Origin of the sequence: Pseudomonas sp. FW305-28 (assembly GCF_017351395.1) — a bacterium.
Taxonomy (GTDB): Bacteria; Pseudomonadota; Gammaproteobacteria; order Pseudomonadales; family Pseudomonadaceae; genus Aquipseudomonas; species Aquipseudomonas fluorescens_AA.
Window position 1 is genome coordinate 1 of record NZ_JACNDD010000112.1, and the last position, 21,601, is coordinate 21,601.

The 21,601-nt window shown below is 63.6% G+C and carries 1 protein-coding gene; it reads right to left on the reverse strand.

Translation table 11 applies throughout. The features are described from left to right. A partial coding sequence (locus tag J4E53_RS22345) for a non-ribosomal peptide synthase/polyketide synthase (RefSeq protein ID WP_207268189.1) occupies window positions 1–21,601 on the reverse strand: 21,601 nt, incomplete at both ends.

Below are 21,601 nucleotides of genomic sequence, written 5' to 3' on the forward strand. Positions count from 1 at the left end.
AACCGCAGTGGCATTGAGCGTTTCCAACAGGTTCTGACGCTCGTTGTCACCCAGCAGCGGAATCTGCGCCACGAGGGTCTGTTCATCAGCAACCATGGCCCTCAGGACACTCTCCAGGTAGCCGAGGTAACGCTCCATCGTGGCGGAGTCGAACAATGCCGTGGCGTATTCCAGTGCCCCGAACAGGCGCCCGTCGATCAGGGCCATGTCCAGCAACACGTCGAATTTCGCGGTGCGGCTGGTCACACCCAGCCCTTGCAGCGACATATCGCCCAGTTCCAATCCCGTGGCTTCGTTGTTCTGCCATGACAGCATGGCCTGGAACACCGGGCTATGGGACAGGCTGCGCAATGGCCGGACCACCTCCACCACCTGTTCGAAAGGCAGGTCCTGGTGCGCCTGGGCATCCAGGGTCCGAACCTTCACTTGTTGCAACAAGGCTTGCACCGTCAGTTCATCCGCCACATCGACGCGCAGCGCCAGCGTGTTGACGAACAGGCCGATCAAGCCCTCGACTTCCGCCTGCATGCGGTTCGCCACCGGCGTGCCGATGACAACGTCGTGCTGGCCGGAGAGGCGACTGAGCACCGTGGCCCAGGCGGCCATGACCGTCATGAACAAAGTGGCACCATGGCGCTGGCTCAACGCCTTGAGGCCTTGGGTCAGGGTTTCGTCGAGGACAATCCCCACCGCAGCGCCGGCGTGATCCTGCTGCGCAGGCCGTGGCCGATCGGTGGGCAACGTCAACAGGGCCGGTGCGTCGGCCAGGGTTTGCCGCCAGAAGCGTTCCTGTTGGTCCAAGACCTCCCCGGTGAGCCAGCGCCGCTGCCAGAGGGCATAGTCCGCGTACTGAATCGGCAACGCCGGCAATGGATCGTCCTGCCCCTGACGGAACGCCTCATACAGCACGCCCAACTCATGGGTCAGCAGATCGGCGGACCAACCATCCGAAACGATATGGTGCAGGGTCACCAACAGCACGTGATCATCGTCCGCCATCCGCACCAGTCGGCCACGTACCAACGGGCCGTGGGCCAGGTCGAAAGCCTGGCGAGCCTCTTCCTCGGCCAGGGCCATCAGTTCGGTTTCGGCCTCCGCTCGCCCTGCCAGGGCCTGCAACCGCAACGCGAAGCCGACATCGACCGGGGCAATGCGCTGTTCCACTTCCTGCCCCTGCGCCTGCACAAAAGTGGTACGCAAGGCCTCGTGGCGGGCCACGATACGGTCCAGTGCACGCGTGAGCGCCGAAGTATCCAGCGCGCCTCGCAGGCGCAGGCCCGTGGGGATGTGGTACGCCGCACTGGTCCCATCCAATTGCGCCAGGAACCAGAGGCGCTGCTGGGCGAAAGACAACGGCAACGCCTGTTCGCGGGACACCGGCACGATACCCGGCCGGGTGCTGTGCGCCGCCTGGGAGAGCACCTGGGCCAGCGCACTCAATTGCGGTTGGGCAAAGACATCCCTCAGGTTCAGCTCCACGCCCAATTGTTCGCGCACCTGGGCGATCAAGCGCATCACCAGCAAGGAATGCCCACCCAGTTCGAAGAAGTGATCGTGGCGGCCCACCGACTCGACCTTGAGCAGGGTTTGCCAGATCTGCGCCAGAACGATTTCCGTGTGGCCCTGGGGCGCTTCATGGGTGCGGCTGGCGTACGCCTCGGCATCGGGTGCCGGCAACGCCTGGCGGTCGAGCTTGCGGTTCGGCGTCAGCGGCAGCGCGACCAGGCTGACGAACGCACCTGGCAGCATGTACTCGGCCAGTTGCACCGACAACTGCGCGCGCAGGCTCGCCGCGTTCAGGTTCACTCCAGCCTGCGGCACCACATAGGCCACCAGGCGTTTGTCGCCCGGCGTGTCTTCACGCACGATCACCGCCGCTTCCTTGACCCCGGCACAGTCACCCAGCCGGGCCTCGATCTCGCCCAGTTCGATACGGAAGCCACGGACCTTGACCTGGAAGTCGTTGCGCCCCAGGTATTCGAGGCGTCCGTCCGGACGATAACGGGCCAGGTCGCCGGTCTTGTACAGGCGCGCATCGGGCTGGTCGCTGAACGGGTCGGCCAGGAAGCGTTCGGCGTTGATGGCGTCAAGGTTCAGGTAACCGCGGGCCACACCGTCGCCCCCGATGAAGATTTCCCCCGCGACCCCGAACGGCACCGGCTGGCGGTACGCATCGAGCAGGTAGATACGGGTGTTGGCCATCGGCCTGCCGATGCTGGCATTGCCGAGGATGCCATCGACCGCGTCGTGCTCCATGTAGGCGGCGGTGCAGGACACCGTGGCCTCGGTCGGGCCATAGGTGTTGACCAATCGGGTATGCGCCGGACGAACCGCGTCCCACATCTGCAGTTTCTGCGTCGACAAGGCGTCACCGGTGACGTTGATCAACCGCACGTCGCGCAAATAGTCCCGAGCCTGGGCCGGCGAGTTGTGCCATTCGGCCGCGAGGGTATGCCAATGGGCCGCTGTCAGGTGCAGGAAGGTCGGGCGAATATCGCCGTTTTGTTGCAACTCGGCACTGCCAAACAGCTGTCGGGTCGGCGCCAGGGTGGCACCGGCCAGCAGCGCCGGGAAGATCTCTTCCACCGACAAGTCGAAGTTCAAGGTGTTCTGCTGCAACACCGTGTCGTCCGGTGTCAGGCCAAACAAGCGGACCGCATCGACGCAGTAGTTGACCAGGCCCCGGTGTTCGATCATCACCCCTTTGGGGTTGCCGGTGGAGCCCGAGGTGTAGATGACGTAGGCCAGGTGACGCACGCCCAGGGACGCAACGCGCGGATTGTCGTCGCAACCGGCGGCAATGCCGCAACGCACGCGCTCGGCGCGGTCGAGCAGCACCACCGGCACCGTCAACGCGGGCAGATGATCTAGCAACTCACCTTGGCTCAGCAGCGCCACCGGGGCACTGTCGGCGAGCATGTAGGCCAAGCGTTCGGCTGGAAACGCCGGGTCAAGCGGTACGTAACCGGCACCGGCCTTGAGAATGGCCAACAGGCCGATGAGCATGTCGGCACCGCGTTCAACGCAGATCGCCACCCGATCATCCGGGCGGATGCCCAGGCCGATCAGGTGATGAGCCATCTGGTTAGCCTGGCGGTTCAGTTCGGCGTAACTCAGTCGCTCATCACCGAACGCGACAGCGATGGCGTCCGGTCGAGCCTCGACCTGGGCTTCGAACAACTGGTGGATGGTCTGTTCACGTGGGTACGCGACCTGGGTCGCGTTGAGGCCTGCCAGCAAATGCTCACGTTCGGCGTTGTCCAGCAGCGCGATCCGTTCGATCCGGGTCTGGTCACTTGCGACCATGGCCCGCAGCAGGCGTTGGAAGTAGCCGAGGTAACGCTGCACCGTGCCCTCGTCGAACAACGCCGTGGCGTATTCAAGGGCACCAAACATCTGCCCTTGGATCTCGCTCAGTTCCAGGGACACGTCGAATTTGGCAACGTTGCTTGCCGCACCCAGGCCTTCGAGTTTCAAGTCCCCCAGCACCAGTTCGGTGCTGTCATGGGTCTGCCACGACAGCATGGCCTGGAACAGCGGACTGTGGGCCAGGCTGCGCACCGGTTTGAGCACCTCCACCACTTGTTCGAATGGCAGGTCCTGATGCGCCTGGGCGCCAAGGGCCTGGGCCTTGACCCGGGCCAGCAAGGTTTCTACCGTCGGCGCCCCCGAGAGATCGATGCGCACGGCCAAGGTGTTGACGAAGAAACCAATCAATCCTTCGACTTCCGACCGCGTGCGGTTGGCCACCGGCGAGCCGATCACCACTTCATCCTGGCCCGAAAGCCGGCTCAACAACGCCCCCCAGGCCGCCATCATGGTCATGTACAAGGTGACGCCGTGGCGCTGGCTCAGGGCCTTGAGGCTCGCGGTCAAATCGGCGTCGAAGACCACCGGCAATGTCGCCCCGGCATAGTCCTGTTGCGCAGGACGCGCACGGTCGGTGGGCAGCATCAACAAGGCTGGCGCATCGGCCAGGGCCTGTCGCCAGTAATCGCTTTGGGTTTGCAGCACCTCGCCGCTCAACCAGCGACGTTGCCAGACAGCGTAGTCGCTGTACTGCACCGTCAACGCCGGCAGTGGATCGTCCAGGTCATGACGAAACGCTTCATAAAGCGCCGTCAATTCCTTGATCAACACGCCAATGGACCAGCCGTCCGAGACGATGTGGTGCATGGTCAGCAGCAACACATGGTCTTCGCTGCCGAGGCGGACCAGCCGGCCCCGGATCAATGGCCCCTGCTCCAGGCTAAAGGTATCTGTGGCTTCCTGCGCCGCCAGTGCGTGCAGTTGGCCCTCGGCATCGGCCAGGCCGCAGAAGTCATGGTGCAGTAGCGCAAACCCGACATCGACGGGCGCGATACACTGCCGAGCCTCCTGTCCCCGCACCTGCACGAAGGTGGTACGCAGGGCCTCATGGCGAGCGACAATACGGTCCAGAGCCCGCTGCAAGGCGAGGCGGTCCAGCACACCGCGCAAGCGCAGCCCCGCGGGTATGTGGTAGGCCGCGCTCGCCCCTTCCATCTGTGCCAGGAACCATAGGCGCTGTTGGGCGAACGACAAGGGCAAGTCGTCCTTTCGAGAAACCCGGACGATTTCCGGCAACGTGCTGCGCCCGGCAACGGCCACTGCCTGCGCCAACCCCATGAGCTGGGGCTGGGCGAACAGTTCGGTCAGGCCCAACTCCACACCCAGGCGCAGACGCACCTGGGAAATCAATTGAATCGCCAGCAACGAGTGGCCACCCAGTTCGAAGAACTGGTCATGACGACCGACCTGTTGCAGGCCCAGCAAATCTTGCCAGATCTGCGCCAAGGTGGTTTCGACCTCGCCTTGCGGGGCTTCGTAGCCACGGGAAATGACGGCATCCAGATCCGGCGCTGGCAGCGCCTTGCGGTCGAGCTTGCCGTTCGGCGTCAGTGGCAACGCGTCCAGGCGCACGTAGACGGCGGGCACCATATAGGCCGGCAGTTGCGTTTGCAGGTGCGTGCGCAGGGTTTCGATTTCTACTGCTTCGTCAGGCGAATGTTGGGTGAAATAGGCGACCAGGCGCTTGTCGCCCGGTACGTCCTCACGGGCCAGGACTACGGTTTCGTTCAAGGCATCGTGTTGCGCGAGCTTGGCTTCGATCTCGCCCAACTCGATGCGGAAACCACGGATCTTCACCTGGTCATCGTTACGGCCCAGGTACTCGATGTTCCCGTCCGGCAGGTAGCGGCCCAGGTCACCCGTGCGGTACATGCGGGCGTTCGGAGCCGTACTGAACGGATCCTTGAGGAAACGTTCAGCCGTCAGGTCGTCGCGGTTCAAGTAACCACGAGCGACCCCGGCACCACCGATGTAGATTTCACCCGGCACGCCCAGCGGCACGGGTTGTTTGTGCTCGTCCAGCAGATAGAACTGAGTGTTCGCCACCGGTTTGCCGATATGTGCGGCAAACCCGTCTTCGCGGGCCATCGATACCCAACTTGAGTAGGTCGTGGTTTCCGAAGGGCCGTAGAGGTTGCACAGGCGCTTGACCTGGGTCTGCTCGAACAACGTCTCCACCAGGCTGCGCTTGAGCGCTTCACCGGCGACGTTCACCGTGTCGACACCCTCGCCCAATCCGCCGGATTCCAGCAAGGCCTTGAGCGCCGACGGCACGGTGTTGATCAGCGTGATGTCGCGCTCACCCTGTTGCAGTTCCAGCACATTAGTGACCACTTCGATGCTGCCGCCCGAGGTCAGCGGCGCGAAGCATTCATAGACGGCCAAGTCGAAGTTCAGCGACGTCGAGAACAGGGTTTTCGACAGGGTTTGAGCGTCAAATGAGCGATGGGCCCAGGTCAGGAAGTTCACCGTGTTGCGGTGTTCGATCATCACGCCTTTAGGCAAACCGGTTGAACCCGAGGTGTAGATGACATAGGCCAGGTGCGACGAGCTCAGGCCCGGCACCTGCGGATTGGGCGCCGCCTCGTCTTGCCAGATGCCTTTGTCGAGGTCGATCACCGGTATCGCCGTTTCGCCCAGCAAGTTACGCGTAGTCCCCTGAACCAGGATCGCCGCCGGGGCACTGTCTTCCAACATGTAGGCGATGCGGTCCAGCGGGTACGCCGGATCCAGCGGCACATAACCGCCGCCGGCCTTGAGGATCGCCAACAGCCCCACGACCATGTCGATACCGCGCTCGACGCAGATCGCCACCCGCGAATCGGGCTCCACGCCCTGTTTGCGCAGGTAATGGGCCAAGCGGTTGGAGAGCCCATTGAGCTCACGATAATTGAGCTGATGCCGGCCATGGCGCACCGCCACGGCGTCCGGCGTGCGCAGTACCTGAGCCTCGAACAGGCCATGGATGGTCTGCTCTTGCGGATAGTCAGCGTGGGTGGCGTTGAAGTCCACCAGCAACTGTTCGCGCTCGGCTGCCGGCACAATCGGCAGTTCACGCAACGCCCGTTCAGGCGTCTGCTCCAATGCTGCCACCAGGCTTTCCAGCGCTGTATGCATGTAACCGCAGACACGTTGGGCACCCACTTCGACCACTGCTTGAGCGGTGAACCGGAAGCCTTCGCCCAGGTCGTCCACGTTCAGGCACAAAGGATAGTTGGTGCGTTCTTCCATGTGCAGGGTTTGCATCCCCTGCCAGGCCGAGATGGCCTGGTCGGACACCGCTTCAGCCGCGCTGTGTCGATAATTGAGCAAGGTGCTGAACAATGGCAGCGAGGTCGGTACGCCACTGCAACGCTGCGCCAGGGACAACGAGGCGTGCTCGTGCCCCAGCAAGGCCGACAACCGGCCATGGGTCGCCTTGACTCCGGCGCGGGCGCCTTGAGCGCCGACACTGACGCGCAATGGCAACGTATTGATGAACATGCCCAGGGCCCGATCGGCCCCGTCGCCGCCCTGCATCCGCCCCATCAGCACGGTGCCGAACACCACCTCCTCACGGCCCGAAACCCGCCCGACCACATGCCCCCAGGCCAAGTGAACCAGGCTTGCCGCGCTCACACCGAGCTGACGGGCCTGGGCCCGCAGGCGCTGCGCCAGCGCAGCGTCCACGTCCTGATGTGCTTCTTCGATACCGCTGCCATCACCCTGCACATCCTGCAAGCCGAACGGCAACGTTGGCTCATCGATATCGCCGAGCATCTCACGGAAAAACGCTTCGTGCTGCTCACGACTGACCCCCAGTCGCGCCTGGGCCACATGATTGCGATACGGCACCGCGGGCGAAAGCAAGTGCGCCTGGCCCAAGAGACTGGCCTGCATCTCGTGCACCACGACCTCAAGCGCCGTGTGGTCCAACGCCATATGATGGAACAACAGCATGCCGACCCAGCGCTGATTCGCCACATCCTGGGCAAAGGCAAAGCGCATCAGCGGTGCCTGGGCGATGTCGAGACGGTAATGACGCGGATCGAAACGCCCGTGCAGTTGCTGCACCACCTCGCCCCCCGCCGGATCCACCTCGATCTCTTCAAGGCCCAGGGTCGCATGGCGCCATACCACTTGCACCGGTGCTTCCAGACCTTGCCAGACCATGCTGGTGCGCAAGATGTCATTACGCGACACCACGCTCTGCAAGGCCTGGGCAAAGGCTTGCAACCGTTCGCGGTTGTCAAAGCCGAACAGCACCTGCAACACGTAGGGATCGCCCTGCTCCGCGGCAAGGTGGTGGTAGAGAATCCCCTCCTGCAATGGCGCCAGGGCGTAGATATCCTGCACGTTCGTCACGCCACCCGGCACCGTGGCCACGATTCGGTCGATGGCGTCCTGGTCCAGATCAGCCAGGGGCAACATGTCCGGGGTGATCCGCGTGCAACCGTCCGCAATCGCATTGCCCGGTACCACGACCTCCCTGACACCGCCCACCGCGGCGGCCAACGCGGCCAGCGTCGGCTGGCCGAACAGCACCCGCACATCGGCGGCCAGGTCGACCTGGCGCATACGTTCGATCAGTTTCACGGCCAGCAACGAATGGCCGCCCAGCTCGAAGAAATTGTCGTGACGACCGACCCGTCCAAGCTTGAGCAAGTCCTGCCAGATCCGCGCGATGGTCGTCTCGACCTCGCCTTGCGGGGCTTCGTATTCACGGCTGATCACTGCCGATTGATCCGGCGCTGGCAAGGCCTTGCGATCGAGCTTGCCGTTAGTGGTCAACGGGAACGCGTCAAGGATCACGAAGGCGCTGGGGACCATGTGCTCCGCCAGCGACCGCAACAACTGTGTACGCAAGTCGACCGCCGACGGTTGCGCACCCTCTGTGGCAATCACATAAGCCACCAGGCGCTTGTCGCCCGGCTCGTCCTCGCGAGCGATGACCACTGCCTCGCTGACCCCCTCGCAGGCGGCCAAGGTCGCTTCGATCTCGCCCAGCTCGATCCGGAAACCGCGGATCTTCACCTGGTCGTCATTGCGGCCCAGGTACTCGATGCTGCCGTCCGCCAGCCAGCGACCCAGGTCGCCAGTCCGGTACATCCGCGCATTCGGCTCGGGGCTGAACGGGTTGTCGAGGAAGCGCTCGGCGGTCAGTTCGTCGCGGTTCAAATAACCGCGGCTGACACCCGCGCCCCCCACGTACATCTCACCCACCACACCCACCGGCGCCGGCTCACGCTGAGCATCGAGCACGTACAGTTGCAGGTCGGGAATGCGCTTGCCAATGGGGCTGACACCCGTCGACTGTGCATCAGCCGCTTCAAGCGCTCGATACGTCACGTGCACCGTCGTTTCGGTGATGCCATACATGTTCACCAGTTGTGTCCCGGCATTGCCTACACGGGCATACCACGGCTTGAGCATGCCGGTTTCCAGCGCTTCGCCGCCAAAGATCACCTGGCGCAGGCTGTGGCTCAGATCGCTTTCGCCCTGGGCCACGATCAGTTGCCGGAAAGCGCTTGGGGTCTGGTTCAGCACCGTGACACCGGTCTCGCATAACAGCGCATAGCAATCTTGCGGAGAACGGCTGACCAATTGCGGCACCACTAGCAAGCGGCCGCCATGGGTCAACGCACCCCAGATTTCCCAGACCGAGAAATCGAAGGCAAAGGAATGGAACAGTGCCCACACGTCCTGCTGGCCAAAGTCGAACCAGGGTTGGGTCGCCGAGAACAGCCGCGCGACGTTGCGGTGCTCGACCATCACGCCCTTGGGCAATCCGGTCGAACCCGAGGTGTAGATCACATAGGCCAAGTGGCTGGAGTCCAGGCCCGGCACTTGCGGGTTGGCGACGGATTCGTCCTGCCAGCTACCGTCATCGAGTTGCAGCACCGGCATCGAGACGCCCGCCAACAGACGATGCGTGGCGGCGTGGGCCAACAGCGCAACCGGCATGCTGTCACGCAGCATGTAGGCAATGCGTTCCGTCGGGTAGGCCGGGTCCACCGGCACATAACCGGCGCCGGCCTTCAGGATCCCCAACAAGCCGACGATCATGTCCAAACCACGCTCGACACAGATCGCGACCCGATCATCCGGGCGAATACCCTGCGCCAGCAGGCGATGAGCGACCTGGTTGGCCCGGGCGTTGAGCTCGCTGTAGGTCAGCGTCCGCTCTTCGAACATCACCGCCATGGCCTCGGGCTGTGCTGCAGCCCAGACTTCAAACTGAGCATGGATCAGTGCGTCCTGGGCAAATGCGACGCCCGTGCTGTTCCAGCTCTCGAGCAATTGCCGACGCTCGGCCGGCGGCAGGATCTTCAACCCGCTCAAGGGGGCCAGCGGCGATTGCTCCAGCGCCTGAACCAGATTCTCCACAACGCATTGCACATAATTGCAAACACGCTCGGCGCCAATGGGTGCCTGAGCCATGACGGTCAGGTTGAAACCTTCACCCAAGTCATCCACCGACAACGTCAACGGATAGTTGGTGCGCTCCTCACCTTCCAGTGTCTGGATACCCTCCCAGGCCGCAATGACTTCGCTGGATGGCGCCTGCGCACCGAGATGGCGATAGTTGAGCAGCGCGCTGAACAACGGCGTCGGTGCCGCCACGCCACTGCAGCGTTGCGCCAGGACCAACGAGGCGTGCTCGTGCCCCAGCAGCGCCGTCAAGCGTGCATGGGTCGACTTGACGGCGGCACGCACACCTTGCGCGCCCAGGCTCACCCGCAACGGCAAGGTGTTGATGAACATCCCCAACGCACGGTCGGCGCCCTCACCGCCTTGCATGCGCCCCAGCAGTACGGTGCCGAAGACCACGTCTTCCTTGCCCGACACTTTGCCCAGCACCAGCGCCCAGGCCAGGTGATACAAGCTTGCCGCGCTCACGCCAAGCTGACGCGCCTGCACCCGCAGACGCTGGCCAAGCTCGGCATCGACTCTCTGGCGGACCTCCTCGATATCGTGCCCGTCACCCTGTACATCCTGCAAACCGAAGGGCAGCGTCGGTTCAGCCACATCACCCAGCATCTCGTGGAAAAATGCTTCATGTTCCTCGCGGCTGACGCCGAGCCGCGCCTGTGCCACGAAGTTGCGATACGGCACCGACGCCGCCAGTGCCTGTTCGCCGCCGGACATGTGCGCGCCAATTTCCGCCGCGAGCATGGCCAGCGAGGTCGCATCATCGACCATATGGTGGAACAACAGCATGCCCACCCAGCGGTCGTTCGCCACGTCTTGTGCGTAACCAATGCGCATCATCGGCGCCTGACGAATATCCAGGCGATAGTGGCGCGGATCCAGACGTTCGCGCAGTTGCCGGGCGATATCCCCCGCCGCCGGGTCCAACATGATCTCATCGAACCCCAGCCGCGCCTCGCGCCAGACCACTTGAACCGGTTCGTCAATGCCTTCCCAGACCACGCCGGTGCGCAGGATGTCGTGCCTGGATACCGTGCTTTGCAGTGCCTTGGCGAAAAGATCCAAGCGGGCACGGCTGTCAAAAGCGAACAGTATGTATTGCAAATAAGGATCACCTTTGGCCGCCGCGACGTGGTGATACAGAATGCCCTCCTGCAGCGGCGTCAAGGCATAGATGTCCTGCACATTACCCACGCCACCGGGCACCGTCGCCACGACGCGGTCGATCTCGTCCTGGCTCAACGTGGCCAGCGGCAACAGGTCCGGTGTGATCCGCGAACAGTCGTCCGGGATGAGGTTGGCCGGCACCTGGACTTCCTGGCAACCGCCCACCGCAGCCGCCAACGCCGCCAACGTCGGCTGGCCGAACAGCACGCGTACATCGGCCGCCAGGTCGATCTGGCGCATGCGCTCGACCAACTTCACCGCCAGCAACGAGTGGCCGCCCATTTCAAAGAAGTGGTCGTGGCGGCCGACCCGCTCGACATGCAGCAGGTCTTGCCAGATCCTGGCAATGGCGATCTCGACCTCGCCTTGAGGGGCCTCGTATTCACGGGTCACCACCGACGACTGGTCCGGCACCGGCAATGCCTTGCGGTCCAGCTTGCCGTTGGTGGTCAACGGGAACACCGTCAACATCACGAATGCGCTGGGCACCATGTATTCGGCCAACGAACCCAGCAGCTCATCGCGCAGCTCGGCAGCCGATGGCGGCTCGCCTTCCTCGGCAATCACATAGGCCACCAGGCGCTGATCGCCCGGCGTATCCTGGCGCGCCACCACCACGGCCTCCCGTACACCATTGCACGCGGCCAGCTTGGCTTCGATCTCGCCCAATTCGATACGGAAACCGCGGATCTTCACTTGGTCGTCATTGCGGCCCAGGTACTCGATGCTGCCGTCCGCCAGCCAGCGACCCAGGTCGCCAGTCCGGTACATCCGCGCATTCGGCTCGGGGCTGAACGGGTTGTCGAGGAAACGCTCGGCGGTCAGCTCGTCACGGTTCAAATAACCACGACTGACCCCGCCGCCGCCCACGTACATCTCACCTGTCACCCCCACCGGCACCGGCTCGCGTTGGGTGTCGAGCACGTACAGTTGCAGGTCGGGAATGCGCTTGCCAATAGGGCTGACGCCGGCCAACTGCGCGTCGGCTGCGTCAAGGGGACGATACGTCACGTGCACCGTCGTTTCGGTGATGCCGTACATGTTGACCAACTGCGTCCGGGCATTGGCCTGGCGGGCGTACCACGGTTTGAGAATCCCGGTTTCCAGGGCCTCGCCACCGAAGATCACTTGCCGCAGGCTGTGACTCAGGTCGCTGTCACCCTGGGCCGCAATCAACTGGCGGAAGGCACTCGGCGTCTGGTTGAGAATGGTCACACCCGCTTCGCACAACAAGGCATAGCAGTATTGCGGTGAACGGCTGACCAGTTGCGGCACCACCAGCAAGCGGCCACCGTGGGTCAAGGCGCCCCAGATTTCCCAGACCGAGAAATCGAAGGCAAAGGAATGGAACAGCGCCCACACATCCTGCGGGCCAAATTCGAACCAGGGCTGGGTCGCCGAAAACAGCCGGGCGACGTTGCGGTGCTCGACCATCACGCCCTTGGGCAGGCCGGTGGAGCCGGAGGTGTAGATCACGTAGGCCAGGTGGCTGGCATTCAGGTCCGCCACATCGGGATTGTGCCGCGGCTGCTGGTTCATTTCGCCGGCATCGGTCGGGTCAAGCACCAGAGTGGGCACCGGCAATACCGGCAGGCTGTCGCGCCATTGCGACTGGGTCACCACCGCCACGGGGCTGCTGTCATGCAGCATGTAGGCGATGCGCTCGGGTGGATAAGTCGGGTCCAGCGGTACATACCCCGCGCCGGCTTTGAGGATACCCAGCAGGCCAATGATCATGTCCAGGCCACGCTCGACACAGATGGCAACCCGATCATCCGGACGAACACCCAGGGCCACGAGGCTGTGGGCCAGTTGGTTGGCGCGGGCATTGAGCTCGTCGTAGGTCAGTGCCTGCTCTTCATGCACAACGGCCACGGTGTCGGGTTGAGACGCGGCCCAGCCCTCGAATTGCCGATGGATCAGGGCATCATCGGCATAGGTGACGTCGGTCGTGTTCCAGGTTTCGAGCAATTGCCGGCGCTCGGCCGGTGGCAGGATCGCCAAGGCGTGGAGCGGGGTTTGCGGCGCCTGCTCCAGGGCCATGACCAGGTTTTCCAGAGCCACCTGCATATAACCGCAAATACGCTGCGCACCAATGGCCGTATCGACCATCACCGTGAGGAAGAACCCGTCACCCAGGTCATCCACGTTGAGGGTCAAGGGATAATTGGTCCGCTCATCACCGCCCAGTGCGTTGATCCCGCTCCAGGCCGACAGAGCGTCCTGGGTCACCTGGACCGCGCTGTGGCGGTAGTTGAGCAAGGCGCTGAACAGCGGCGTCGGCGCCACCACACCACTGCAACGTTGCGCCAGTGCCAACGAGGCATGTTCATGGCCGAGCAAGGCGGTCAAGCGCCCGTGAGTGGCCTTGACGCCGCTGCGCACGTCCTGGGTGCCCACATCCACCCGCAACGGCAAGGTGTTGATGAACATCCCCAGGGCGCGATCGGCCCCGTCGCCGCCCTGCATCCGGCCCAACAAGACCGTACCGAACACCACCTCCTGCTTGCCCGAAACCTTGCCCAGCACCTGCGCCCAGGCCAGGTGTACCAGACTGGCAGCACTCACCCCCAGGTGGCGTGCCTGCACTCGCAGGCGCCTGGACAGCGCAAGATCGACAGGCTGGCGATCCTCATCGATGCCATGCCCCTCACCCTGCACGTCCTGCAAGCCAAAAGGCAACGTCGGCTCGTCGATATCGCCGAGCATCTCGCGGAAAAACGTTTCGTGCTCTTGTTCACTCGTCCCCAGGCGGGCCTGGGCCACGTAGTTGCGATACGGCATCGCGGCGCCCAACTGCTCGCCCTGCCCCAGCAAATGCATTTGCATTTCATGTTGCATCACGTCCAGGGCGGTGTGGTCCAGCGCCATGTGATGGAACAACAGGATCGCGACCCAGCGGTCCTGGGCCTCGTCCCGCGCATAAGCCAGCTGCAACAACGGTGCCCGGCCCAGGTCCAGGCGATAGTGCCGCGCATCGAAGCGGTTGGCCAGTTGCGTGGCAACGTCGCCAGCCGTGGCGTCCGGCACAATGCACTGTGATTCAAGCAGCACCTGGCGCCAAACCACTTGCACCGGCTCATCCAGCCCTTCCCAGAGCACACTGGTGCGCAAGATGTCGTGACGATCAATCACCATCTGCAGCGCCCCGATGAAGGCATCCAGGCGTTCACGGTTGTCGAAGGCGAATTGCGATTGCAACACATAGGGGTCGCCCTGCTCGGCGGCCAGGTGATGGTAAAGAATCCCTTCCTGCAACGGTGCCAGTGGGTAGATGTCCTGCACGTTGCTCGCACCACCGGGAACGGTGGCGACGAGACGGTCGATGGCGTCCTGGGACAGGTTGATCAAGGGCAACAAGTCCGGGGTGATGTGTTCGCAGTGCAAAGGAATCAGGTTCGGCGGAACGCTGACTTCCCTGCCGCTGCCAATCGCCGCGGCCAGTGCGGCCAGGGTCGGTTGGCTGAACAGCACGCGCACGTCGGCGCTCAAGCCGGCCTGGCGCATGCGTTCGATCAGCGTGACCGCCAGCAACGAGTGCCCGCCGAGTTCGAAGAAGTGATCGTGGCGCCCCACCTGCTCGACCTTCAGCACGTCCGCCCAGATTTGCGCCAGGGTCTGTTCCACCTTGCCCAGCGGCGCTTCATATTCACGAGAGGCATAGGCCTCGGCATCCGGCGCCGGGAGTTCACGACGATCCAGTTTGCCGTTGGCGGTCAGCGGGAAGGCTGGCAGTACCACGAACGCGCTGGGCAGCATGTAGTCGGCCAGCACACTCGACAATTGCTCGCGCAAGGCATGTACCGACAAGGTCACGCCCGGCTCAGGGATCACATAACCCACCAGGCGCTTGGGACCGGCATCGTCTTGTCGCGCCAGCACGACCGCGTCTTTCACACCAGGGCATTGGCCCAAGCGGGCTTCGATCTCGCCCAGCTCAATGCGGAAACCACGGATCTTCACCTGGTCGTCGTTACGCCCCAGGTAATCCACCGCGCCGTCCGCGCGCCAGCGCGCCAGGTCGCCGGTGCGGTAGAGCAAGGCACCGGGATCGGCATTGAACGGGTCGGCGACGAACTTCTCGGCGCTCAGCTCGGGACGATTCAAGTACCCTTTCGCCACGCCATCGCCACCGATGTACAGCTCGCCGGCCACGCCAATGGGCACTGGCTGACGATTGGCATCCAGCACATAGACACGGGTGTTGCCGATCGGACGACCGATCGGGATACCGCCCTCGCCCACGCTCTTGATCTCATGGGTGGTGGTAAACGTGGTGGCTTCGGTCGGGCCGTAGCCGTTGAGCAGGTGCAGCGGCGCGCCTTCCTTCAGGACTCGGCCGATCACCGCTGGGTCGAGCACATCGCCACCGACGATCAGGTAGCGCAATTGGGCGAACACCGTCATCAGCCCCGCGGCGTATTGATGGAACAGACCAGCGGTCATCCACAACACGCTGACCGATTGTTCGAGCAACAGCGCGTGGAAATCCGCCTGGGACAACAGCACGTCCTGGTCGACCACCACCACACAACCGCCGTTGAGCAACGGTGCCCAGACGTCGAGGGTGCTGGCGTCGAAGGCCGGGTTGGAGGCAAAGGCCACCCGGTCCTGGGCGTTGAACTCGGCGTAGCCGTTGTTGATCACCAGTCGGTTGATCGCCCGATGTGGCACCAGCACGCCTTTCGGGGTGCCGGTGGAGCCGGAGGTGTACATGATGTAGGCCACCGATTCGGTGCTTTGTATCAGCCGCAGGTCATGGTCCGCCTCGGTCTCCAGGACCACGCTATCCAGATCCACACGGGCAACCCCCTCAGGCACCGCCATCGCGCTCAGGGTCAGGAGCGTCCGGGCACCGCTGTCACGCACCATGAAATCCTGACGTTCGAGTGGTGCGCTGACGTCCAGCGGCACGTAGACCGCGGCGCACTTGAGGATCGCCAATTGGCTGACCAGCAGCCCGACTGAGCGTTCCAGCAGAATCGCCACGCGATCACCCGGTTGCACCCCCAGGCCAATCAAATGACGGGTCAGGCAATTGGCCCTGCGATTCAACTCGGCGTACGTCAGGCTGTGGCCGTTGTGCACGACCGCGGTTGCCTCCGGAAGCTCCTTGGCCCGTGCCTCGAACAGGCCATGGACGGTCCTGTCCTGGGGATAGCTACGGGTGGTGGCGTTGAAGTCCACCAGCAATTGCCGACGCTCGGCCGGCGGCAGGATCGACAGGCTGTGCAACGGCGTCTGCGGAGCCTGTTCCAGCGCTTCGACCAGATGCTCCAGGGCAATGTTCATGTAGGCACATATCCGCTGCGCACCGACCTGCGGCACTGCCAGCGCCGACAAGTGGAAAGCTTCGCCCAGGTCATCCACCGACAAGGTCAGCGGGTAGTTGGTACGCTCTTCGTTGCTCAGCAGTTGAATACCGTCCCAGGCCACCAAGGCTTCGTTTGAGGCAACGCCTGCGGCACTGTGTCGATAATTGAGCAAGGCATTGAACAGCGGCATCGGCGCGACCACGCCGCTGCAACGCTGGGCCAACGCCAGCGAGGCGTGCTCGTGCCCCAGCAGGCCGGTCAGGCGAGCGTGGGTGGCTTTTACGCCGTCACGCACGCCTTGGGCGCCGACGCCCACCCGCAATGGCAAGGTATTGATGAACATGCCCAGTGCATGCTCAGCGCCGTCGCCGCCCTGCATCCGCCCCATCAGCACGGTGCCAAACACAACGTCCTGCTTGCCGGACACCTGCCCCAGCACTTGCGCCCACGCCAAGTGATGCAGGCTCGCGGCGCTCACGCCCAACTGACGGGCCTGGGCCCGCAGACGGCGGCTCAGGTCGGCAGGCAGGCTCAGTCCGGCCTCTTCGATATCGCTGCCATCGCCACGTACGTCCAGCAAGCCGAACGGCAATGTCGGCTCGTCGACATCACTCAACATGTCGCGGAAAAACCCTTCGTGCTCCTCACGGCTCACGCCCAAGCGGGCCTGGGCCACGTAATTGCGGAACGGCACGGCTTGGCCCAACTGGTCGGCCTTGCCCAGCAGGTGCGCCTGCATCTCGTGTTGCACCACTTCCAGCGCCGTGTGGTCGAGGACCATGTGATGGAACAACAACATCGCCACCCAGCGTTGATTGGCCGGGTCGTGGGCGAATGCAATGCGCATCAGCGGCGCCTGCTGCATGTCCAGGCGGTAATGCAGCGTGTCGAAGCGCTCGCGCAACTGCCCGGCGATATCGCCCGCCTCCGCACTCAGCACAAGCTCTTCCACCGCCAGTTGCGCTTTGCGCCAGACCACCTGCACCGGCTCGTCCAGGCCTTCCCAGGCCACCGAAGTACGCAGGATGTCGTGGCGATCGATGACGCCCTGCAGGGCCTGGGCAAACGCCTCCAGCCGCTCGCGATCCGCGACGGTGAACGTGGCCTGCAACACATAGGGATCCCCCGTGTGCGCAGCGATGTGGTGATAAAGAATACCTTCCTGCAACGGCGCCAACGGGTAGATGTCCTGCACGTTGCGCGCACCACCAGGCACCGTCTCCACAAGACGATCGATGTCCTGCTGATCCAACGCCACCAAGGGCAGCATCGACGGCGTGATCCGGGTGCACCCCAGCAGGATGCCGTTGTCCGGCACCACAACCTCGCCACCACTGCCGACTGCGGCGGCCAGCGCCGCGAGCGTTGGCTGGCTGAACAGCACCCGCACATCCGCCGACAAACCGAGCTGGCGCATCCGGCCAATCAGGCTGACGGCCAACAGCGAGTGTCCGCCCAGCTCGAAGAAATGGTCATGCCGCCCCACACGTTCGACCTTGAGCAAGTCTTGCCAGATCTGGGCCAGGCTGATCTCGACCTCGCCTTGCGGGGCTTCGTAGCCACGGGTGATGACGGCATCCAGATCCGGTGCCGGCAGGGCCTTGCGGTCGAGCTTGCCGTTCGGCGTCAGTGGCAAGGCCTCCAGGCGCACATAAGCCACCGGCACCATATAAGCCGGCAGTTGCGCCTGCAGGTGCGTGCGCAGGGCTTCAATGTCTACTGGCGAATGCTGGGTGAAATAGGCGACCAGGCGTTTGTCGCCCGGCACGTCTTCACGGGCCACAACCACGGCTTCGCTCAAGGCATCGTGTTGCGCGAGCTTGGCTTCGATCTCCCCCAGCTCGATGCGGAAACCGCGGATCTTCACCTGGTCGTCATTACGGCCCAGGTATTCGATGTTGCCGTCCGCCAGGTAGCGGCCCAGGTCGCCAGTCTTGTACATGCGGGCGCTTGGAACGGCGCTGAACGGATCTTTCAGGAAACGCTCGGCCGTCAGGTCATCACGATTGAGATAACCACGAGCGACCCCGGCACCACCGATGTAGATTTCGCCCGGCACGCCCAGCGGCACGGGTTGTTTGTGCTCATCCAGCAGATAGAACTGGGTGTTCGCCACCGGTTTGCCGATGTGTGCGGCAAATCCGTCTTCGCGGGCCATCGACACCCAGCTTGAATAGGTCGTGGTTTCCGACGGGCCGTAGAGGTTGCACAGGCGCTTGACCTGGGTCTGCTCGAACAACGTCTCCACCAGGCTGCGCTTGAGCGCTTCACCGGCGACGTTGACCGTGTCGACGCCCTCGCCCAATTCACCGGACTCCAGCAAGGCCTTGAGCGCCGACGGCACGGTGTTGATCAGCGTGATGTCGTGCTCGCCCTGTTGCAGTTCCAGCACATTAGTGACCACTTCGATGCTGCCGCCCGAGGTCAGCGGCGCGAAGCACTCGTAGACCGCCAGGTCGAAGTTCAGCGACGTCGAGAACAGGGTTTTCGCCAAGGTTTGCGAATCGAACGAGCGATGGGCCCAGGTCAGGAAGTTCACCGTGTTGCGGTGTTCGATCATCACGCCTTTAGGCAAACCGGTCGAACCCGAGGTGTAGATGACATAGGCCAGGTGCGAGGACGTCAGCTCGGCGACCTCGGGATTCTGGACGGATTCGTCCTGCCACAAACCGCTGTCGAGATTGATCACTGCCATCGAGGCATCGCTCAACAAGCCGACTGTAGCGTCCTGGGCCAACACCGCCGCCGGGGCGCTGTCTTCCAGCATGTAGGCAATGCGATCCAGCGGGTACGCCGGATCCAACGGCACATAACCGCCCCCTGCCTTCAGGATCGCCAGCAGCCCCACGACCATGTCGATACCGCGTTCGACGCAGATCGCCACCCGCGAATCGGGCTTCACCCCCTGCTTGCGCAGGTAGTGGGCCAGGCGGTTGGCCCGCTCGTTCAGTTCCCCATAGCTCAGGCGTTGCTCGCCACGGATGACCGCGACGGCCTCCGGCGTACGCTGGACCTGTTCTTCGAACAGGCCATGAATCGTCTGCTGCTGCGGATAATCCGCCTCGGTGGCGTTGAACGTCACCAGCAATTGCTCGATTTCCGCTGCGGGCAAGATCGACAGACGATGCAGTGCCGCCTGTGGCGTCTGTTCCAGCGCCAGCACGAGCGTTTGCAACGCTGCGTGCATATAAGCGCAAATCCGTTGGGCGCCAATCTCCTGCCCGACCAGCACCGTCAGGTTGAAACCGGTACCCAGGTCATCGACGTTCAATGTCAGCGGGTAGTTGGTCCGTTCTTCACCACCCAGCGCCTGCATACCGCTCCAGGCCGACGATACTTCGTTCGACGTCGTCGTGGCGGCATGGCGGTAGTTGAGCAAGGCACTGAACAACGGCAACGGTGCCGCCACGCCACTGCAACGTTGGGCCAGCGCCAGCGAGGCATGTTCGTGCCCCAGCAAGGCAGTCAGTTGCCCATGGACAGCCTTGACGCCAGCCTTGACGCCTTGCTCGCCCAGGCTCACGCGAAGCGGCAGGGTATTGATGAACATCCCCAGCGCCCGATCGGCGCCCTCGCCGCCCTGCATCCGGCCCATCAGCACCGTACCGAACACCACCTCCTGCTTGCCGGAGACCTTGGCCAGCACTTGCGCCCACGCCAAGTGCACCAGGCTGGCGGCACTCACCCCCAGTTGACGCGCCTGGGCCCGCAGGCGCTGGTCCAAGGCGTCATCCAACGCCTGGTGGGCCTCTTCGATATCGTGTCCGCCAGCCTGCACATCCTGCAAATTGAATGGCAGCGTCGGCTCATCGATGTCGCCGAGCATGTCGCGGAAAAACGCTTCATGCTCTTCGCGATTCACACCCAGCCGTGCCTGTGCCACGTAATTGCGATAGGGCACCGCTTCGGCCAGTTGCCCAGCTTCACCCAGCAGGTACGCTTGCATCTCGTGTTGCACCACTTCCAGCGCCGTATGGTCCAGGGCGAGGTGATGGAACAACAATGTCGCGACCAGCCGATGATTGGCCTCGTCCCGTCCATAAGCCAAGCGCATCAGTGGTGCCTGAGCGATGTCCAGGCGGTAATGCCGCGAGTCGAAACGCTGGCGCAGTTGCTCTGCGACATCGCCAGCGACCGGGTCAAGATCGAGCGTTTCGAGGTGCAGCCTGGCCTCACGACGGACCACTTGCATGGGCTCGTCCAGACCTTCCCAGACAATACTGGTGCGCAAGATGTCGTGGCGATCGATCACCACCTGCAGCGCCCCGATGAAGGCATCCAGGTGCTCACGGTTGTCGAAGGCGAACTGTGACTGGAGCACGTACGGGTCGCCCTGCTCCGCGGCCAGGTGGTGGTAAAGAATGCCTTCCTGCAGCGGCGCCAACGGGTAGATATCCTGCACGTTGCGCACACCGCCCGGCACTGTCGCCACGAGACGGTCGATGGTCGTCTGGGACAGGTTGGCCAGCGGCAGCAGCTCGGGGGTGATGCGTTCGCAGTCCAGCGCAATCAGGTTCGCCGGAACGCTGATCTCCTTCCCGCTGCCGACAGCGGCCGCCAGCGCGGCCAGGGTGGGTTGGCCGAACAGTACGCGCACGTCGGCGCTCAAGCCGGCCTGGCGCATGCGCTCGATCAGCGTGACCGCCAGTAGGGAATGCCCCCCCAGTTCGAAGAAATGGTCGTGCCGGCCCACGCGTTCGACCTTGAGCAAGTCCTGCCAGATCTGCGCCAGGGTGGTTTCGGTTTCGCCTTGCGGGGCTTCGTAGCCACGGCTGATGACGGCATCCAGATCCGGCGCCGGCAGCGCCTTGCGGTCGAGCTTGCCGTTCGGTGTCAGTGGCAGTGCCTCCAGGCGCACGTAGGCGACCGGCACCATGTAGGCCGGCAACTGCGCTTGCAGGTGCGTGCGCAGGGTTTCGATATCTACTGGCGAATGCTGGGTGAAATAGGCCACCAGACGCTTGTCGCCCGGCACGTCTTCACGGGCCACAACCACGGCTTCGCTCAAGGCATCGTGTTGCGCGAGCTTGGCTTCGATCTCGCCCAGTTCAATGCGGAAACCACGGATCTTCACCTGGTCATCGTTACGGCCCAGGTATTCGATGTTGCCATCCGGCAGATACCGGCCCAGGTCGCCCGTGCGGTACATGCGGGCGTTTGGAGCCGTGCTGAATGGATCTTTCAGGAAGCGCTCGGCCGTCAGGTCATCACGGTTCAGATAACCGCGAGCGACCCCGGCACCACCGATGTAGATTTCGCCCGGCACGCCCAGCGGCACCGGTTGCCCGTGTTCATCCAACAGATAGAACTGGGTGTTCGCCACCGGTTTGCCGATATGT